General features: G+C 60.6%; 15 protein-coding genes. 1 reads left to right on the top strand and 14 read right to left on the bottom strand.

From position 1 onward, the window contains the following. Positions 1-74: 74 nt before the first annotated feature. The 11 genes from CAF87_RS05320 to CAF87_RS05270 form a co-directional block, all read right to left on the bottom strand. Positions 75-2,129 carry an ATP-binding cassette domain-containing protein gene (locus tag CAF87_RS05320; protein WP_085731261.1) on the bottom strand — a complete coding sequence of 685 codons (2,055 nt, stop codon included), beginning with the start codon at positions 2,127-2,129 and terminating at the stop codon, positions 75-77. 476 nt (positions 2,130-2,605) lie between these two features. Then, on the bottom strand, positions 2,606-5,374 hold the full coding sequence (gene metC / locus CAF87_RS05315) for a cystathionine beta-lyase (RefSeq protein ID WP_085730932.1): 2,769 nt from the start codon (positions 5,372-5,374) through the stop codon (positions 2,606-2,608). A 21-nt stretch (positions 5,375-5,395) separates the two neighbouring features. Then, positions 5,396-6,052: a glutathione S-transferase family protein gene (locus CAF87_RS05310; RefSeq protein ID WP_085730933.1), complete on the bottom strand. Its 657-nt coding sequence runs from the start codon at positions 6,050-6,052 to the stop codon at positions 5,396-5,398. Next, positions 6,049-6,645: a cysteine dioxygenase family protein gene (locus CAF87_RS05305; protein ID WP_085730934.1), complete on the bottom strand. Its 597-nt coding sequence runs from the start codon at positions 6,643-6,645 to the stop codon at positions 6,049-6,051. The genes CAF87_RS05310 and CAF87_RS05305 overlap by 4 nt, the downstream gene beginning before the upstream one ends. 16 nt (positions 6,646-6,661) lie before the next feature. Further along, entirely contained in the window at positions 6,662-7,498 is an 837-nt protein-coding gene (locus CAF87_RS05300) for an amino acid ABC transporter ATP-binding protein (RefSeq protein WP_085730935.1), read from the bottom strand. Then, on the bottom strand, positions 7,485-8,273 hold the full coding sequence (locus CAF87_RS05295; RefSeq protein WP_085730936.1) for an amino acid ABC transporter permease: 789 nt from the start codon (positions 8,271-8,273) through the stop codon (positions 7,485-7,487). Before CAF87_RS05295 ends, CAF87_RS05300 begins: the two co-directional genes overlap by 14 nt. Continuing rightward, positions 8,263-8,997 carry an amino acid ABC transporter permease gene (locus CAF87_RS05290; RefSeq protein ID WP_085730937.1) on the bottom strand — a complete coding sequence of 245 codons (735 nt, stop codon included), beginning with the start codon at positions 8,995-8,997 and terminating at the stop codon, positions 8,263-8,265. The genes CAF87_RS05295 and CAF87_RS05290 overlap by 11 nt, the downstream gene beginning before the upstream one ends. Next, positions 8,994-10,205 (bottom strand): aminotransferase class I/II-fold pyridoxal phosphate-dependent enzyme, encoded by a 1,212-nt coding sequence (locus CAF87_RS05285; RefSeq protein WP_085730938.1) that lies wholly within the window; start codon positions 10,203-10,205, stop codon positions 8,994-8,996. The genes CAF87_RS05290 and CAF87_RS05285 overlap by 4 nt, the downstream gene beginning before the upstream one ends. After that, a complete protein-coding gene (locus tag CAF87_RS05280) occupies positions 10,202-11,626 on the bottom strand; it encodes an FAD-binding oxidoreductase (protein ID WP_085730939.1) in 1,425 nt (474 codons plus the stop codon). Before CAF87_RS05280 ends, CAF87_RS05285 begins: the two co-directional genes overlap by 4 nt. Continuing rightward, positions 11,623-12,474 carry a transporter substrate-binding domain-containing protein gene (locus tag CAF87_RS05275; RefSeq protein WP_085730940.1) on the bottom strand — a complete coding sequence of 284 codons (852 nt, stop codon included), beginning with the start codon at positions 12,472-12,474 and terminating at the stop codon, positions 11,623-11,625. The genes CAF87_RS05280 and CAF87_RS05275 overlap by 4 nt, the downstream gene beginning before the upstream one ends. A gap of 65 nt (positions 12,475-12,539) precedes the next feature. After that, the gene (locus CAF87_RS05270) at positions 12,540-13,382 is read right to left on the bottom strand and encodes a transporter substrate-binding domain-containing protein (protein ID WP_085731262.1); all 843 of its coding nucleotides are present in this window, start codon (positions 13,380-13,382) and stop codon (positions 12,540-12,542) included. A gap of 243 nt (positions 13,383-13,625) precedes the next feature. Here CAF87_RS05270 and CAF87_RS05265 point away from each other — a divergent pair, with 243 nt between their 5' ends. After that, complete coding sequence (locus tag CAF87_RS05265) at positions 13,626-14,477, top strand: LysR substrate-binding domain-containing protein (RefSeq protein ID WP_085730941.1); 852 nt, start codon at positions 13,626-13,628, stop codon at positions 14,475-14,477. A gap of 45 nt (positions 14,478-14,522) precedes the next feature. Here the strand turns inward: CAF87_RS05265 and CAF87_RS05260 are convergent, their stop codons facing one another. Genes CAF87_RS05260 through CAF87_RS05250 form a run of 3 tightly spaced genes read right to left on the bottom strand, consistent with a single transcriptional unit; the run spans position 14,523 to position 17,606 of the window. After that, entirely contained in the window at positions 14,523-15,905 is a 1,383-nt protein-coding gene (locus CAF87_RS05260) for an LLM class flavin-dependent oxidoreductase (protein ID WP_085730942.1), read from the bottom strand. 37 nt (positions 15,906-15,942) lie between these two features. Further along, a complete protein-coding gene (locus CAF87_RS05255) occupies positions 15,943-16,788 on the bottom strand; it encodes an amino acid ABC transporter permease (protein ID WP_085730943.1) in 846 nt (281 codons plus the stop codon). Beyond that, on the bottom strand, positions 16,785-17,606 hold the full coding sequence (locus CAF87_RS05250) for an ABC transporter substrate-binding protein (protein ID WP_085730944.1): 822 nt from the start codon (positions 17,604-17,606) through the stop codon (positions 16,785-16,787). Before CAF87_RS05250 ends, CAF87_RS05255 begins: the two co-directional genes overlap by 4 nt. Positions 17,607-17,673: the final 67 nt, after the last annotated feature.

Below are 17,673 nucleotides of genomic sequence, written 5' to 3'. Positions count from 1 at the left end.
ACGATCAAGGACGCCAGCACTGCAGCCGCACTCAGATTACGCAATAGATGTTTTGCCACGATAAGTCTCACTGTTCAGTTATGCAGATGGTCTTGCTTGCGCAAGCTCGATTGAATGATTCGATCGGGAATCAATGCACAAAGCACGATCGCCACGCCGGCCAGCACGCCCTCGCCGCCCTTGATATTGCGCAACGCCGTCATGACGTCGTAACCCAACCCTCCAGCGCCGATCAGGGCAGCAACCACAACCATCGACAGGCTCATGACAATGGTCTGATTGATCCCCAGCAACAGGGATCGGCGCGCGAGCGGCAGTTGCACCTTGATCAGTGTCTGCCAAGGGTTTGCTCCGTGAGCGATTGCCGCTTCCACGGCATCTTTCGGGACTTCCTGAATGCCCAGGGACGTCAGACGAATCATCGGTGCCAGGGCGAAAATCACCGTCGCAATGACCGCCGGCGTCTTGCCCACCGAGAAGAACGCCACAGCGGGAATCAGGTAGACAAAGGTCGGCAGGGTCTGCATGACATCCAGCAAAGGCGTGAGCAGCCTGCGGGCAAACGGCCGCTTCGCCAGCAGAATGCCGGTGGGTACGCCGATCACCAGTGCGATCAATACCGAAGAACCAACCAGCGCCAGGGTTGCAATCGTCCGCTCCCAAAACCCGAACAGGCCGATATACAACAACGCTGCGCTGCTGGTGAGCGCCAGGGCCAGGCCCGCCGAGCGCCAGGCCAGCAATACCAGCGCCAGCGCGCAAACCGGCCAGGGGAGCCAACCGAGCAGCGTTTCGATCCCTTCAATGACCGTGCGAACAGCAACGATCACGCCGACAAAAGCGCTTTCGAAGGTCACCTGTGACCAACCGATAAAGTCATCCACGCTCTGGGCGGTCAGTAACAGCGCCTGGCGGCTGGCCGGAAACTGCAAAAGTGCCTGGGAGGTGTCGGGCGTCAACACCCGCCAGATGACCAATACCTGACTCACCAGCAGCACCGCCAGCGGCAACGCCCAACCCGAAACGGCGCGCCGCACCGGTTGACGGCTCAGCGAATACGCGGTGAAACGACTGGCCGCCAACACGGCCAGTCCCACCACGACCGATATCCAGGATGCGCTCGCAATGCCTTGCACCGCAGTGGCCAAGGCCGCGAGTTCTGCGGCGAACCCGAGCCAGAACAACCCGCCTCGGCCCCGCGCCGCCAGCGCTGCCGGCCCGAGCAACAGGGCTTGCCAGCCACTCAAGCTCGGCTGGAGCGGTTGCTCCTTCGGTACCGCTTCGAGAACATGACGTACCGCGTTACCGGCATCGTGCGCTACAGGTGCCGCTGGAAGGCAATCGCGGAAAAAGTCCGCGACTTCAGCGTCAGCCGGCGTCTCAAGCAATTGTTTCGGGGTGCCCGACTGCACCAGGCGCCCTCCGCGTAATACCGCTATCCGGTCAGCGAGACGTACCGCTTCGACGGGATCGTGGGTGACCAGCAAGGTGGTGATCCCGCGCTCGCGTACCAGGGCCAGAAAGTGGCTTTGCAGGTCTCGCCGGATGGTCGGGTCCAGTGCGCTGAACGGCTCGTCCATCAGCAGAATATCCGGATCAGTCACCAATGCCCGCGCGAGGCCGACCCGTTGCTGCATACCGCCGGATAACTCATGGGGATAATGTTCGCCCCATCCTTCCAGCCCCATCGCCTGCAACTGTCGGGTAGCTGCTGCATGCCGGACGGCCTCGGATTCACCGCGTAACTCCAGAGGCAACGCAACGTTGTCCAGCACCGTGCGATGGGGCAAAAGGCCAAAATGCTGGAACACCATGCCGATTCGCCGCGAGCGCAAATCCCGTAACGCTCTGTGGCTCAATTCGCTGATAGCCTGACCTTCAATCAAGACCTCGCCGCTGGTGGGTTCGATCAAGCGATTGATATGACGAAGCAAGGTGGATTTGCCGCTTCCGGACGTTCCCATCAGGCACAGCACTTCACCGCGCCGGGCCTTCAAGCTGACATTGTTCACAGCCGGCAACGGCGACCCGCCTTTGCGCAGATAGGCTTTGGTGACGCCTCGCAGTTCGAGGACAACATCGCCCTCCTCGGCTCTATCGTCGATGGGTGGGGCCAATCGTTCAGGCAAGTCGACCTGAACCGTTGCCAAAGTGGTTTGAATAAGTGTCACGAGGGCTCCGGGCAACGAACCGCTGACGACCTGATGGTGGCCGATCAAGGGTTGAAAAAAATGGACAGGGAGCTTTAGGCAATGACCTCGAAGAAGGTTGGCCTGAAGCGAAAAAAACGCTGCAAGCGAGGCGCCTCACGTTTTTCTTGCTAAAAGCTAAACGATCTTAAAAAGATTAAATAAATATCTTTTTGGAATTAGCTTAGGCTTTCCCGCCCGGTTTCCGGCTGTACTTTTCATAGCGATTTGGCTATGCCGCGTGCCGACGGCTGGACGTGCTGCAGAGCTGCCACCATCCCGTATCGCAAGCTCAAAGCCTTGCCGGTCAACGCGTGATCGACTCATCGACGGGCTGGCGTCTGGCAGCAGACTCAGCCCAGTTTTGATGGAGTGTTCCGCGCCCTTGCAGGCGCTAACTCAGAACCACCTGAACTTCAAACGGCACGGCCTTGACCCCTCTCCAAAGCCGCAAACCCGCGCTGCAGATCTTCAATCAAGTCGGCGACGTCCTCCAGGCCGACGTGCAAGCGCAACACCGGATTCAATAAGCGATCCGCCGCACTGTCGCGATCCCTGGTATCGGCCACGGTTATCAGGCTTTCAAAACCACCCCAGGAAGCCCCCAATCCGAACAGCTGCAGCGCATCGATGAAGCGCTCCACGTACGCGGCGTCCGTTTCACGCAGTTCGAAGGACAGCAGACCATTGCTCCCAGTGAAATCCCGGCGCCACAGGGCATGGCCGGGATGATCGTGCAGGGCCGGATGGAATACCTGCTTCACCTGCGGGTGTGTCTTTAACCAGTGGGCGACTTCCAGAGCCTGACGCTCATGCACTTGCAGTCGTGACGCCAGCGTTCGAGCGCCACGCAGTACCAGATAGGCGTCGTCAGGGCTGACGGTCGCTCCAAAGCTGTCGCTCATGGCCGCGAGTGCAGGCCACACATCCTCGGTTGTGCAGACACTGCCCATGACCACGTCACTGTGGCCGCTCAGGTATTTGGTCAGTGCCATGATCGAGATATCTGCGCCGAGCGCCAGTGGACGGTACAGGTAACCGGAGCCCCAGGTATTGTCGACAGCCAGCAGGATGCCTCGCGGTTTGCACAAGGCAGCCATGGCCGGCAAGTCGCACAGTTCATACAACAACGAGCCAGGCACTTCGGTGTAGACCATTCGGGTATTGGCTTGCAGCCGGGCCTCCAGGTCACGGCCATCGGCAGCGAAATAGCTGACTTCAATGCCGAAGGGCTGAAGAAACTCCCGTGCCAGGCGTCGTACTGGCGCGTATACCGCGTGGGTGATCAGCACATGGTCGCCGGGGCGCAGGTAAGCGAGAAACGTCTGTGCGATCGCTGCCAGTCCGGTACCGTACAAGCGCGTGCGATACCCTCCCTCCAGCTCGCTGACCAGGTCTTCGAGGGCGAACGCCGTCGGATTGCCGCGCGCGCCATAACTCAGCACCCGCTCGCTATCACGACGAGCACGGGCGTCACGCATTTGCGCCAGGTTGTCGAATAACACCGTGCTCAAGCGAGTCACCGGCACATTGACTGGGCGGCCACCGGCCCCCAGGGCCAATGCCGAATGCACCAGACGCGTATGCACGTGCGCCCCCTGACGTGCCTGCACCTGCAATGGTTTGAGACTGGCGATTTCGTCGGCGTTCATCTGCGCAAGCAAACCGATTTCCCATTTCAGGTATTGACGCGCTGCGTCCTTGTTGCCGGAGTGACGGTCATGGGTAAAGAAAAGAAAATCAATGCATTGCTCATCAGAGAGCGCGTCCGGGCTTTCCTGCACGGCAAAACCGGCCGCACGCCAGGCCTCAAGGCCGCCGCCCAGCAACCGCACTTGCGCGCGCTGAGCCTCGGGCAGTTCCAGTGCGGCGAGCACAGCCAGTTGTGCAACCTCGGCCAACAGCACCAATGGTCGCCGCTCACCCGCCACGTGTTGCGCGAGCAAGGAGCGAATTGACCAGCGCGCCCCGGGAATGTGGCCCTTGCGATAAGTCATGCTCGGTCGCAGATCGATCAGCGCGACGGCATCATCCTTCAGTGCATCGGAAAGCGCCTGCGCCGTGATCAGGGGCAATGCCTCGTGGGTGATCACACCGCTTTCCGGTAGCGACAGCGTGCTGCTCACACCACCTGCCAGCACATAGGCTTCATGCCCCGCCTGACGCAGCCAGCTCGCGACAATCCGGGCGCGGACACCATCGCTGTCGATCAGCACCAGTCGTGCCTGGCGCACGCCGATATACAGATCGGTCGATTGAACCAACTGACCGCCTGGCGCGTGTTGCGCGCCCGGCAGACTGCCGGCGGCAAACTCTTCGGCGGTGCGCACATCACACAAAAACAGACTGCGACCGGCGTCGCCGGCCCATTGCTCGACCTGTGCAGCCGTCACTGTCTCTACGCCGGCGCTTTCGGCCAGTCGGGTAGCCGCCAGGCGCTGTGTGGTCAATGGCGCTGCGGTCACCGCCTCGGCATAACGCCGGGTGCTGCCGTGCTCAAGCTCGAAGTCCTCCAGATACCAGCCTTGTGTGCCGTTTTCCAAGGCATACACCTGGTTCTTCAATCCGAGGTTGATCAGGGTCTGCGCACCGATAATGCTGCGAGTACGACCGGCGCAATTGATCACGATCGGCGTGTCTTCGTCAGGCACAAGGTCATGGATGCGATACCCCAGTTCGCCATTGGGGCAGCACACGGAACCGGGAATGGTCATTTTGTAGTATTCATCGAACGGTCTGCCGTCGAGCAGCACCAGAGGCTCGCCTCGGGTTTGCCATTCGGCCAGTTGTTGTGCGGTGACATGGGGCGTGTGATTGACCTCTTCGACCAATTCGCCAAACGCCTTGGATGGCACATGCACGCCGGCAAACAACTGATGACCGGCTGCCTGCCAGGCATCGGCACCGCCCTCCAGAATATGCACGCGCTCATACCCCAACGCCTGAAGACGCTGCGCGGCACGCGCGGCAACATCGCCGCCATTCTGGTCATGAATCACCAGTCGAACTTGAGGGTTGGGCGCCAGTCGCCGAACCTCCAGTTCCAGCCGGCTATAGGGCAGATTGACGGCAAAGAACAGATGGGCTTCGCCATACTGGCCATGTTCACGCACGTCGAACAGGGCAATTTCCTGCCCGTCGAACAGCCACTGCTGCAATTGCGCTGGGGTTACGGTCTGACTCATGGGGTTGCGCTCGAAAGAAAATTATTGAAGCGCCAGAGCGCGTTCACTGGACGCCACATCGCGGCCCTTGGCATACGCACGTTGAATGCCCGGGCGGGCCTTGAGGCGTTCGCGCCAGGCCCGTATGTGCGGAAAATCCTGCAGTTGCTGCCCTTGTCGAAGTGGCTGAATCCACGGGAATATCGCCATGTCGGCGATGGAATAATCGCCGGCCACGTACGGCACCTCAGACAATCGCCGCTCCAGCACGCCATACAAACGCGTTGCCTCGCCAGCCAGCAGATCCAAGGCAAACGCCTGCGGTTGCGGCGCCTTCTCCTTGAACAGCTGCAACTGACTCAGGTATGGCGTGACGTGTCCCACTTGCCAGAACAGCCATTCCTGCACCTTCTGGCGCTCGGCAGTGCCCGCCGCCGGCAGAAATCGCCCCGCCTTGTCGGCCAGATAATTGAGGATGGCACCGGACTCGAACAGGCTCAGCGGTTCACTCAAGCCGTGAGGTGCATGATCGACAATCGCCGGAATCCGCCCGTTGGCGCTGATGCGCTGAAACGCCGCCTGCTTCTGTTCACCCTCACGGATGTTGACTGGCAGCACGCGGTATTCCAGCCCCAGTTCTTCCAGCAGAATGCCAATTTTCAAGCCATTGCCGGTCGGCCAGTAATACAGGTCGATCATGCGTAGGCCTTGATCGACGGCGCCATTTGCGAGGCGTTGTAGTTGAGAATGCGCCCGTTGGCCTCTACGCCGTAACGCCCGTTGAGGGACTCCAGCGGCAAGCCGTACAGATGGAAATGCAGGGTCGGTTGATCACCATCGACACGAATCCCGTGCAAGTCTTCACCGAGGAACGAAATCGACGTTCCGGGCTGCACGACGACTTCCCGCTGCAGGTGCAAGGTGGTGAAACCGGGCTCGCGGCCCTCGTCGCTGCGGGCGTAGACGTAGTTGATTTCCTGGCCTTCGATGGCGCTGATGATCGCCCAGGTTTCGTGGTTGTGGGGAATGGTGCTTTTGCCCGGCAGCAGCGAGTTCAGGTACAGCGTTGGTGTGTCGCCGTCGTCATTGAGACGGTAGCGGAACGCGGTGCTGCCCTGCCCCGGCACCGGCGCAGGGAATTCATCGAAGTTGAACAAGTCGCGGCGCTCGGCGAGCGCTTCCAGCAAGGTGACGATTTCGCCCAGCGCAGCGCGGTCGACGCCCCGTTGATGGATGACGCGGACTTTCTTGAGGAAGTCCTCGATGACGTCGGCACGGTTCACGGTACTCATAAACATCTCCTCGGGGTCAGACGGACAGGCTGTAGCGGCTGAGGTTGGTCAACAGATAAGGATCATTGGCAAGCGCCGGGCGCCGGCCCGGATCGCCCAGGGCGTGGCGCAAGAAGGTCTGGGTCCGTTCACTGACGGGGTGCTGGAAAATCTGCGCGGCGCTGCCGTGCTCGACGATGACCCCGTTCTCGGTGAAATAGACGACATCGCTGATTTCCTCGGCAAAGCGCATCTCGTGGGTCACCAGCACACAGGTCATGCCTTCCTCAGTCAGTTCTCGAATCACCGTCAGCACTTCGCCGACCGTTTCCGGATCAAGGGCCGAGGTCACTTCATCGAACAGGATCAATTCCGGACGCATCGCCAGGGCTCGGGCAATCGCCACGCGCTGTTGCTGGCCACCGGACAGTTGGCCGGGATAGGCATCGGTCTTGTGCTCCAAACGCACTTTGGCCAGCAAGGCGCGCGCATCTTTCTCGGCGTCGACCCGATTGCGCCCCAACACCTTGCGTGGCGCCACCACCAGGTTTTCCAGCACCGACAGATGCGGGAACAGGTTGTACTGCTGGAACACGAACCCCACGCGCTTGCGCAGTTCGATGCGCTGCGCTTCCTGCTTCAGGGTGTGGACGTCGGTGGAGCCGACACGGATGCTGCCGCGCTGGGGCTGCAACAACCCGGTGATGCAGCGCAGGATGGTCGACTTGCCGGAACCCGACGGGCCGATGATCGACACCGCTTGGCCGCGATGCACCTCCAGATCGATGCCCTTGAGTACCGGGTTGCCACTGAACGACAGGTGCAAATCCCGCAGGTGGACCAGCGGCTCGCCGACGGTTTCAATAGAAGGCATAACGTCGCTCCAGGCGTCGGGTGAGTCGGGAAATCGGGTAGCAATAGGCGAAGAACAGCGCGAGCAGGCTGAGGTAGATCAGCACGGTAAAACCGGTCATGTTCACGGTGTTGCTGGCGATCTGCGCGGTGTCGATCACGTCATGCACGCCCACCAGCGAAGCCAGTGCCGTGCCCATGGTGATCACCGCGTACAGGTTCATCCACGGCGGCAGCATGCGTTTGAAACACTGCGGCAGGATGATCGAACGAAAGATCTGCCCTCGGGTGAAGGCCAGCGAACGGGCCGCTTCCCACTGGGTGGCCGGGATCGACGCCACAGCGCCGCGAAAGATTTCCGCGACGTTGGCGCTGGCCGGCAGCGCAAGGCCGAGGGTGACCTTGACCCAGTCCGGAAACGACACGTATGTACCGGCGATACGGACTTCGAACGGAAACACGTAGGTGGTGAAATAGATCAGCACCAGCCACGGCGCATTGCGAAACACCTGCACCCAGATCTGTGCCGGCAGACGCAGCAGACGCAGCGGCGACAAGGCCAGTGCGCCCACCAGCAGCCCCAGCAGCGACCCCAGCCCGATGGCCACCAGGCTGATCAGAATGTTCTGCGCGAAGCCCGCCGCCAGTGCCGGCGACCATTTCAGCAAGGCCTTGAGCACCGGGCTCTGCGCGCCGAAATACAGCAGCGCCAGAGCGACGCCTACCAGTATCAACAGCTTGCCGAGGTGCCGGCGCGGCTGGGTCGTCGTTGCAGTGACGGACGATTCAATGGCCATAACCGGGCATCCTCAGGCGCGCTTCGAGGTAGCGCCCCACGCAATTGACGATAAAACTCAGCAGGCCGAAAAAGCTCAGGATCAGGATCATCAGCTCCAGCACGTTGTCGCTCTGGGTCCAGATCATGATCGCGGCGTAGGTGATGTCGCCCACGGCGATGGCCGACGCAACGGCTGTCATCTTCACCAGGTCGATCAGGTTGTTGATCAGCGACGGCAGCGCAAAACGCAGGGCCAGCGGCAGCTGCACATTCCACAGCAACTGCCGACTGCTGAAGGCCAGCGAACTGGCCGCTTCCAATGTCACCGTCGGCACCGCCTCGATGCCGGCGCGCAAGGCTTCGGCATGGAACGCGCCCTTGTGCAGGGAGATCACGATTACCACCCAGGCAAACGGCGTCAGCGGATTGCCCGCACCCACCGCCTGGGTCAGCAACATGTTCAACACCAGGAAGGCGCAATACAGCTGCACCAGCGTCGGCGTGTTGCGGGTGACTTCGACAAAAATTCGCGCCGGTGTCGCCAGCCACGGTTTGCCTGACGTGAGCATAGCTGCCAGTCCGACCCCGGCCAGCAAACTGCCAACGATGGTGAACGCGCACAGCAGCACGGTAGTCAGCGCACCTTGCCCGAGAGATCCACGCTGGTAGGCATCCAGCAGAAAGCTGTAGTTCAGCCCCAGCCCCGCCGTCCAGTGAACGAAAAGCTCCAGCCAGTGAGTCATGGCTCGCTCCGCAGCTGGGCGCAGGCATTAGCGATTCGTCTTCCCGCTTCGACGACGCTGTCGGTGGCCGTGGCGATGGACAGGCGAAACCACGGCGACAGGCCATAGGCACTGCCCGCCACACCCGCAACGCCCTCCTCCAGCAGATAGTCGACGACATCGGCGTCGCTGATCAGCCGTTGCCCATCAGGGCGATAGCGTCCGATCAACCCGGCGCAGCGGACAAACACGAAGAAGCCGCCCTGCGGTTCCAGCACCTGCAGACCGTCGACCGGGCGCAGCGCGTCGAGCAACAGATCCCGGCGCAACTGATAGGCCTCGACCTGCGGCGGCAGGAACCCCAGGCCACCATCCAGCGCCGCCAGTGCAGCGGCCTGGCCCACGGACGACGCGCCGGACGTGGATTGCGATTGCACCACTGTCATGGCCGTTGTCAGATCCTGCGGCCCGGCGCCGAAGCCGACGCGCCAGCCGGTCATGGCGTAGGTTTTCGAAACGCCACCGACCAGCAGGCAACGATCTTGCAGATCCGGCGCAACGTTGAGCAGATTCAGCGCTGTTCGGTCATCGAAACGAATGTGTTCGTAAAGCTCATCCAGCAGGATCAGCACCTGCGGATGCCGCCTCAACACTTCGGCAATCGCTTGCAATTCAGGCTCGGTGTAAACCGCACCGCTGGGATTGCCTGGCCCGTTGAGAATCAGCCAGCGGGTACGCTCGCCGATGTGTTGTTCGAGCTGCACAGCCGTCAGTTTGCAGCCCTGCTCCAGCGGGCATTCGATGAACACCGGCTCGCCACCGTTGAACCGCACGCTGTCCGGAAACGACGGCCAGTACGGAGTTGGCACCAGCACTTGATCGCCGTCGTCGAGGGTGGCGGCGAAGGCATTGAAGATGATCTGCTTGGCGCCGTTGGCAATCACGATCGACGGCAGCGGATAGCTCAGGCGGTTTTCCCGTTCGAGCTTGCGTTGCACCGCCAGGCGCAGGGCTTTGACGCCGGGCGTCGGGGTGTATTTGGTGGCGCCGGCGGCAATCGCGGCGCAAGCGGCCTGCTTGATGTGTTCTGGCGTGTCGAAATCCGGCTCGCCAGTGGTCAGGTCGAGAATGTCGCGACCGCTGTCACGCAGCTCGATGGCGCGGGATTTGGCTGCCGCGTTGGCTGACAGCGAGACGCGCTGCACGCGTTTGGAGAGACGGAGCGTCATGAGCCTTGCACCTCGATGACCTTGCCCGGATTGAGCAGGTTTTTCGGGTCCAGCGCCTGCTTGATCCGACGCATCAGATCCAGCTCCACCGCGCTTTTGTAACGCCTCAGCAGGTCGCGCTTGCGCTGGCCGATTCCGTGCTCCGCGCTGATCGAGCCGCCATGGGCGTGGGCGCTGTCGTGCACAAGCAGACTCACCGCGGCGTAATGGGCCATGTGTTCATCAACGGTCGAATGCAGCGGATGAGCGACGTTGTAATGCAGGTTGCCATCGCCCAGATGGCCGAAGGTGAAGTGCCGCACACCGGGAAACTCTGCCTGCAACAACGCATCGGTGTGGGCGACGAAATCCACGACTTTCGAAATGGGTACCGAGATGTCGTGTTTCATGTTGCGCCCGGCGCGTTTCTGCGCCTCGCTCATATTCTCCCGCAATAGCCACAGGGCCTGACTCTGGGCCAGGCTTTCGGCAATCAGGGCATTGGCCAGCAGGCCGTGTTCGAAGGCCTCGCCCAGCACGCTTTCAAAGGCTTCGCGGACCTGCGCTTCGCCGCGATTGTCGGAGAGTTCGAGCAGCGCGAACCAAGGCTGTACAGCACCGAGAAAAGGTTGCGGCGCTTCGGGAAACTGCTCGCGCAACAACGCCAGGCAATCGGCGTTGAGCAACTCGAATGCGGTGAGCCCGGCGCCGAATCCGGCGCGGGCATGGGAGAGAAATTCCACTGCTTGCGCCAGCGAATCGAACGCAAGAAAAGCTGTCGCTTGTGCCTCGGGCAGCGGGAACAGTTTCAGGGTCGCGGCGGTGATGATGCCGAGGGTGCCTTCGCTGCCGATGTACAAATCGCGCAAGTCGTAGCCGGTATTGTCCTTGCGCAATCCACGCAGCCCATGCCAGATCTCGCCTTCAGCCGTCACCACCTCCAGCCCGAGGGTCAGCTCACGGGTGTTGCCGTAACGCAGGACAGCCGTGCCGCCGGCGTTGGTGCCCAGGTTGCCGCCGATCGTGCAACTGCCCTCGGCGCCCAGACTCAGGGGGAACAACCGCCCTGCTTCCTGCGCGGCCTGTTGCACGTGTTGCAAAATGCAGCCGGCCTCGACAGTCAGGGTGTCGTTGTCGGTGTCCACCGCGCGCACTCGATTCAAGCGATCGAGTAACAGCAACACGGCGCGCCCGCTGGCATCCGGCGTCGCAGCCCCCATCAGGCCGGTGTTGCCGCCCTGGACCACGATCGGTGCGTCGGCCGCAACACAGGCCCGCACCACCGCCGCAACCTCTTCGGTATTGCCCGGGTGCACTGCCGCGATCACCGAGCCCACGTAGCGGCCCTGCTTGTCGGTCAGGAACGCCGTCGCTTCTTCGTTGCGCTGCACGTGACGGTCGCCGAGCAGTTGCTGCAACTGCGCAAACAAAACCTCACTCATGGCTGCGCCGCCAGCGGTTGAGCATTGCGATATTGCTCGTGCAAGTCGCGCAAGGCCTGGGACGGCGCCATGCCGGTGCGGTCGCCCAATGCAATCAGCCAGCCGCTGCGGTGCCAGTCGCGCACGATGGCATCGAGTTTCGCCTGAGTGTCGTGCTCGCCCTTGCGCAGCCAGATCACCGAGTTGGATGGAATCAGATCATTGGGCAGCGGGATTTCGTAACCGGCCCATTCGGCGTCGCCGAGCAAGGCGTGCATGGTCGGGCTGACGTGCACCGCCGCCACACAGCCGTTGCCGCGCAGCGACAGCAACGATTCGGACTGGCTGCGGAATGCCTTGATCTGCGCTCCGTAGGTTTCCTGCAACGGTTTGATGAAGTTACTGCCCTGGGACACGCACACCGGTTTGTCTTTCAGGTCGGCCCACTGCGTGATGCCTGCGCCTTTGCGGATCAGCGCCGCCCCGCCCACTTCCTCGTAGGGCGTCGGCACGTAGTCGAGAATCTCCGCTCGCTCATCGGTGAACTGCATGTTGGCGATCAGAATGTCGACCTTGCCCTGCTGCAGAAACTGCACCCGGTTCGGCGCCAGCACCGACACCGTTTTTGCTTCCACACCCAAAGCCTTGGCCACGCCCTTGGCCAGTTCGACGTTGTAGCCCAGATGCTCGCCGGTCTTGGGATCAATCGTGCCGAACGGCGGGCCACTGAGGATGACCCCGACGCTGATTTCGTGGCGTTGCCGGATCTTGTCCAGCGTGGCATCCGCCCGGACAGCACTGGCGCCCAAGGCAACCAATGCGCCGAGGCAAAACGTGGTCAGGGCTTTAGCGGAAAAATGACGTTTCATGCACGGCTACCTTGGACAACCGTCGTGCGACACGACGGTCGGGTGAGAACGCTGAGGGAGGGATATCAGGCCCCGTTGGCTTGAAACTGCTTTTGCAGTTCAACCAGCGCCGGTGACGCGGGGGTGATGTGATTGCGGGTCTGGGCGTCGATCAGCCAGCCGCTGCGATGCAGGCCTCTGATGATCGGATCGAGCCGGGCCTGGGTGTCGCTTTCGCCGCGCCGGGTCCAGACCACCGACGGGGCCGGATTGAGTTCCGGGGTGATAGTCCGATAGCCCTGCCATTCGGCACTGTCGGCAATCAGCGGATTGACCAGTGTGGCGTCATGCACCGCTGCCACGCAGTTGTTGCCGCGCAGCGCGAGCAAGGATTCGGAGGAACTTTTGAAAGCCTTCAGTTCGACGCCCAGTTCAGTCAGCGGCTTGATGTAGCTGCTGCCCTGGGAAGTGCAGACCGGTTGGCCCTTGAGGTCTTCCCAGCGAGTGATCTTGCTGTCCTTGAGTACCGCCGCAGTGCCGCCGACGCGGTAGAACGGCGTCGGCACGAAACCCAGGATTTCGCCGCGCTCGGCGGTCCATTCCATGTTCGCGATCAGCAGATCGACCTTGCCCTGTTGAAGGAACTGTACGCGGTTGGCCGGTAGCACCGGTACCAGTTGAACCTCGGCGCCCAACTGACGACCAATTTCCTGAGCCAACTCTATGTTGAGACCGCGTGGCTTTTGCGTGGCTGGATCGATGCCACCAAATGGTCCGCCCGACAGCAGCACGCCGACCGCCAGCACGTGGCGTTGCTCGATCTTGTCCAACGTCGCGTCAGCGAGGGCAGCGGTGCTGGAGGCCATCGAAAGGAAGGCGCCCACCACCAAGGGCAAAAATCGTGTTGAAGACGCGCGATCAAACAGCATGGATTTCCCCTCGTAAATGATCGGCAACCCCCGATCCTGTGAGTGGGCATCCTGCTTACAGCACTGAGATAACGGAAATACAAATATCTAATATCGTTATAACTCTGGTGCTCCCACTTCTTTAATAAATGCGCATAGTCCATGTTTTATTGGGATGCCAGAGCGCATGGCGAAATTGCTTTCCATTAACACATAAAGATATGTAATGTTTACGTTCGATCCCCTGATATAAAAAGCGGCTCCATGACGACCCTCGATCTCGAATTACTGCGCACTTTCATTGCCGTAGTCGATCACCACAGCTTCGCCGAGGCCGGCATGCAACTGGCCCGCACACAATCGTCCGTCACTCAGCACATGCAGCGTCTGGAGCACCAGGTCGGCGTCAGGTTGTTCGAAAAACGCGGGCGGCAAAAGCTGCTTACGGAAGCCGGACAGCAGTTGCTGCGCCATGCCCGGCAGATGCTTTCGCTCAACGATGACGCCTTGAATTCATTGCGTGAAAGCAGCCTGAGCGGCGTACTGCGTATCGGCTCACCTCATGACATCGCGGACACCATCCTGCCGCCGATCCTCAGCCACATCGCCCGCTCGGCGCCGCGACTGCGATTGGAAATCGACGTCGGGCGCAGCCCGTTCCTGATGGATGATCTGCATCGGGGAAAAGTCGACATGGTGATATCCACCCGCAATGACGCCAGTCTCGAAGGCTTCGCCCTGCGCACATCGCCAGTGTGGTGGATCTGCTCGGCGCAATACATCCACACCCCGGGTGAACCGCTGCCACTGATTCTGGTGGATGAACCGAGCATCTACCGACGCTATGCACTGGAAGCACTGGAGCGCGCTAACATTCCCTGGCGTCAGGCCTATCTGGCGTCAAACCTGATTGGCATCAAGGCAGCGACCCGAGCAGGCCTGGGCGTCACTGCCAGAAGCATGGAGATGTTAGGCCCGGATATGCGAGTACTGGGTGAAAGCGATGGCTTGCCTCGCCTGCCGGACGTCACCTACTACCTATGGATCCGTTCCAATACGATAAATCCGCTGGTGCGCCGGGCCTATGAGTTGATTCGCAGCAGCCTTGGGCATTGAATGTCGAAATGCATGCGGTGCTCGCGGCGAATCATCCCTTACCCGTCAAAAAGCGTTGTCGAAACGGAACGAGGCTCCATAGGCTGACGCCGGCAAGTGACTTGAACCGTCGGCCCGCAACCGCGAACGGAAAGTGCCGCTTTGCGGTTGAGTCCGATACAGGCCACGCTTTTGCAATTCGGGAATGACCAGTTCGACGAAGTCCTCAAGGCTGCCCGGGCTGATCAGCGGATTGAGCATATAGCCACTGGTGCCGGAAATCCGCGCATGTTCCTCGATGCGCTCGGCCACCTGCTGAGGGGTGCCCACCAGAATCAGATCGCTGCCTCGGGTAACCTTCGCAAACCGTTGTTTGACGTCGCCGGCAGTCAACGGTTTACCGCTGCCGTCGGGACGCATCACGTACGAGGTCATGCCTTCGGTGTGAGTGGACAGTGCGTCGCTGTCAGCGTAACGACTGATATCAATGCCCGTGTCACCCGCGTAACTGACCAGTTGGGCCTGCAAGTGATAGTTGCTTTGCAGTTCGTCATATTTGCGCTGCGCCTCGATTTCCGTTTTGGCCGTGACGATACGCAGCACGGTCAGTGACTTCACATCGTCACGTTGGCGGCCAAGTGTCTGGGCTTTGGCCCATATTTCCTCCAGCCCCTGACGAATCTCCTGAGGGTTGGACTTGGCAATGAAGATCAGCTCGGCATGCTTTGCCGCAAACTCGCGCCCGCGTCCCGACCAGCCGGCCTGAATCAACAAGGGCGTGCGTTGTGGTGATGGCGAGGTCAAGTGAGGCCCGGCCACCCGGTAATATTCACCTACATGGTTGATGGGCCGCACACGATCCCCGCGAGCGTACAACTGATGCGACCTGTCCGCGACCACGGCATCGTCGGCCCAGCTCCCCTCCCAGAGCTTGTAGACCACCTCCATGAACTCTTCGGCGCGCTCGTAGCGCTCATCATGCTTGATCATCTGTGCCAGGCCGAAGTTGCGGGCGGCACTGGACAGGTAGGAGGTGACGATGTTCCAGCCAACGCGGCCATTCGTGAGGTGATCCAGGGTGCTGAAGCGCCGGGCGTGGGTAAACGGATGTTCGTAGCTGGTGGTGACAGTGACGCCAAAGGCCAGGTTCTGCGTGACCGCCGCCAATGCCGGAATGATCATCAACGGATCGTTTGCCGGTGCTTCCACCGCCCATTTCAGGGCCGCATCGGCGTTGCCGCCGAACACATCATAGAAGCCCAGCACATCACCAAAAAACAGCATATCGAGATGCGCCTGATCCGCGATGCGGGCCAGGTTCGACCAGTAGCCCAGTGAGTTCATGGTCAGGCGCTCATCGGCCGGGTGCGTCCACAGGCTGGGCGCGCCGCCACAGCCCACACTGGCTTGCTCATAGAGTGCAAACAAAAGAGGTTTTGGATCGGACATCGTGGTTCCTGTCAATGAAGTCGTTGAACGCGGCGGATCACCGCTGATTCCTGAAGCCTTTGCCGTAATGACGCTCAAGGCGGTGCTGTATCAATTCGAGCCCGATGGACAGAAGCCAATAGATGATGGCTGCCGTGGTGAGCATTTCGATGTAGCGATAAGAAGAGCGGCCGTAGGACTGCGCCAGAAACATCACTTCCCAGACGCCCATCACCGAGATCAGCGATGAATCCTTGAGCATTGAAATGAACTGGCTGGTCGTCGGAGGAATGATCGTGCGCATGGCTTGCGGCAGGACGATGTGCAGAAACGTCGACATGGGCCTGAGCCCCAACGCCATTGCCGCTTCACGCTGACCAGGTGCTACGGCCAGAATGCCGGCGCGAAAGATCTCGCTGAGGTAGGCCCCATAATTGAGCGAGAGCGCAATGATGCCGGCACTGATGGCTCCGGGCACCACGCCCAACTGCGGCAAACCCAGGTAGAGCAGCAGGATTTGAATCAACAGCGGCGTACCGCGAAAGAACGATGCGTAAAAACTCGCGACACCGAAAGCCACGGCGCTACGCGACAGGCGGGCCAGCGCCGTCATGAAACCAAGGAACAGTGACAACCAGATCGAGCAGAAACACAGAAACAAAGTCAGTGCAGCCCCCTGCAGGAATCCGTTGGGCCCCAGATGCAGGCCCACCAGATTCGGCCACTTTTCCAGAATGATCGAGAACTTCAGATCAAAGCGCATGAAGAACATGACGCACAGGGCGAACAGTGCCGCCCACGTCAGATAAAGACGCGTGCGAAAGCCAAAGAACTGGCTAAAGCGGCGCGACGTGCCTTGGGACGCGACAGTCGCCTTGGCTGGATGTGGGTTGAGGGCTGTCATTGGCTGATATCGGCACCGATCCACTTCTGGGAAATCTTGCTCAGCGTACCGTCAGCCTTGAGTTGCGAAATGATCTCGGTGACCTTCGCATTCCATTGAGAATCGCCTTTTTCAATCGCTACGACGTTCGGTTCGGCGTAGAGCGTGTCACCGGCTATCTTGAAGCGCGGATCCTGAGCAATGCGTTCGCGTGCGGTGATCAGGTTGGTGACCATGGCATCCAGACGCACGCCGGTACCCAGCGCCAGATCCTGAAAAGCGACGGTTTCATTGTCGTAGGGCGCGACCTGGACCTTATCGAACGGATAGCTCAAAGGCTTGTCCTCGGCGCCCTCGATCACTAGATCCTTGTTCAAGTAGGCTTCATAAGTCGACGCACTGATCACCCCGACTTTTTTGCCCGACAGGTCTTTGCCCGAAGTGATGTCCTTATCCTTGGCATTGACCACGATCACCGCAGGTGACTGGTAATACTCGACCGGGAAATCGAACACTTCGGCGCGCGCTTTACTTGGGGTCATCGAGCAGACGCAGATGTCATAACGGCCATTCCAATGGCCGGCCGCGATCACATCCCACGACGGCGTCTCCAATTTAAGTTTGACGCCAAGACGCTGGGCAACCGCCTTGGCCACATCCACGTCGAACCCGTCCAGCTGATTTTGCTCATTGAGAAAGGAGAACGGTGGATAGCTTTCCATCAAGACGCCGGTCAGCTCGCCTTTGTTCGTCACACGATCCAGGATGGGGCCTGCAAAAGCGGCAGAGCAGCTGGCGGCGAATGCCAGACCCAAGGACAGCAATGGCAAGGTTTTCAAGTGCGGAAGCTCCAATCAGTTATATGGTCTGGTTAGATTAAAACGCACTATAAAAAACGTTTGAACT

This window comes from Pseudomonas sp. R38(2017) (assembly GCF_002112395.1).
Taxonomy (GTDB): Bacteria; Pseudomonadota; Gammaproteobacteria; order Pseudomonadales; family Pseudomonadaceae; genus Aquipseudomonas.
The sequence above is the reverse complement of the archived record's forward strand: the minus strand, read 5'-3'. Positions and strand labels throughout refer to the sequence as shown.

What these genes read in the sequence shown, in the direction of transcription:
- CAF87_RS05305 (WP_085730934.1), bottom strand. Translation starts at nt 6,645, where the DNA reads ATGAGTACCGTGAACCGTGCCGACGTCATCGAGGACTTCCTCAAGAAA.
- CAF87_RS05290 (WP_085730937.1), bottom strand. Translation starts at nt 8,997, where the DNA reads ATGACTCACTGGCTGGAGCTTTTCGTTCACTGGACGGCGGGGCTGGGG.
- metC (WP_085730932.1), bottom strand. Translation starts at nt 5,374, where the DNA reads ATGAGTCAGACCGTAACCCCAGCGCAATTGCAGCAGTGGCTGTTCGAC.
- CAF87_RS05255 (WP_085730943.1), bottom strand. Translation starts at nt 16,788, where the DNA reads ATGACAGCCCTCAACCCACATCCAGCCAAGGCGACTGTCGCGTCCCAA.
- CAF87_RS05260 (WP_085730942.1), bottom strand. Translation starts at nt 15,905, where the DNA reads ATGTCCGATCCAAAACCTCTTTTGTTTGCACTCTATGAGCAAGCCAGT.
- CAF87_RS05300 (WP_085730935.1), bottom strand. Translation starts at nt 7,498, where the DNA reads ATGCCTTCTATTGAAACCGTCGGCGAGCCGCTGGTCCACCTGCGGGAT.
- CAF87_RS05270 (WP_085731262.1), bottom strand. Translation starts at nt 13,382, where the DNA reads ATGCTGTTTGATCGCGCGTCTTCAACACGATTTTTGCCCTTGGTGGTG.
- CAF87_RS05310 (WP_085730933.1), bottom strand. Translation starts at nt 6,052, where the DNA reads ATGATCGACCTGTATTACTGGCCGACCGGCAATGGCTTGAAAATTGGC.
- CAF87_RS05275 (WP_085730940.1), bottom strand. Translation starts at nt 12,474, where the DNA reads ATGAAACGTCATTTTTCCGCTAAAGCCCTGACCACGTTTTGCCTCGGC.
- CAF87_RS05295 (WP_085730936.1), bottom strand. Translation starts at nt 8,273, where the DNA reads ATGGCCATTGAATCGTCCGTCACTGCAACGACGACCCAGCCGCGCCGG.
- CAF87_RS05285 (WP_085730938.1), bottom strand. Translation starts at nt 10,205, where the DNA reads ATGACGCTCCGTCTCTCCAAACGCGTGCAGCGCGTCTCGCTGTCAGCC.
- CAF87_RS05280 (WP_085730939.1), bottom strand. Translation starts at nt 11,626, where the DNA reads ATGAGTGAGGTTTTGTTTGCGCAGTTGCAGCAACTGCTCGGCGACCGT.
- CAF87_RS05265 (WP_085730941.1), top strand. Translation starts at nt 13,626, where the DNA reads ATGACGACCCTCGATCTCGAATTACTGCGCACTTTCATTGCCGTAGTC.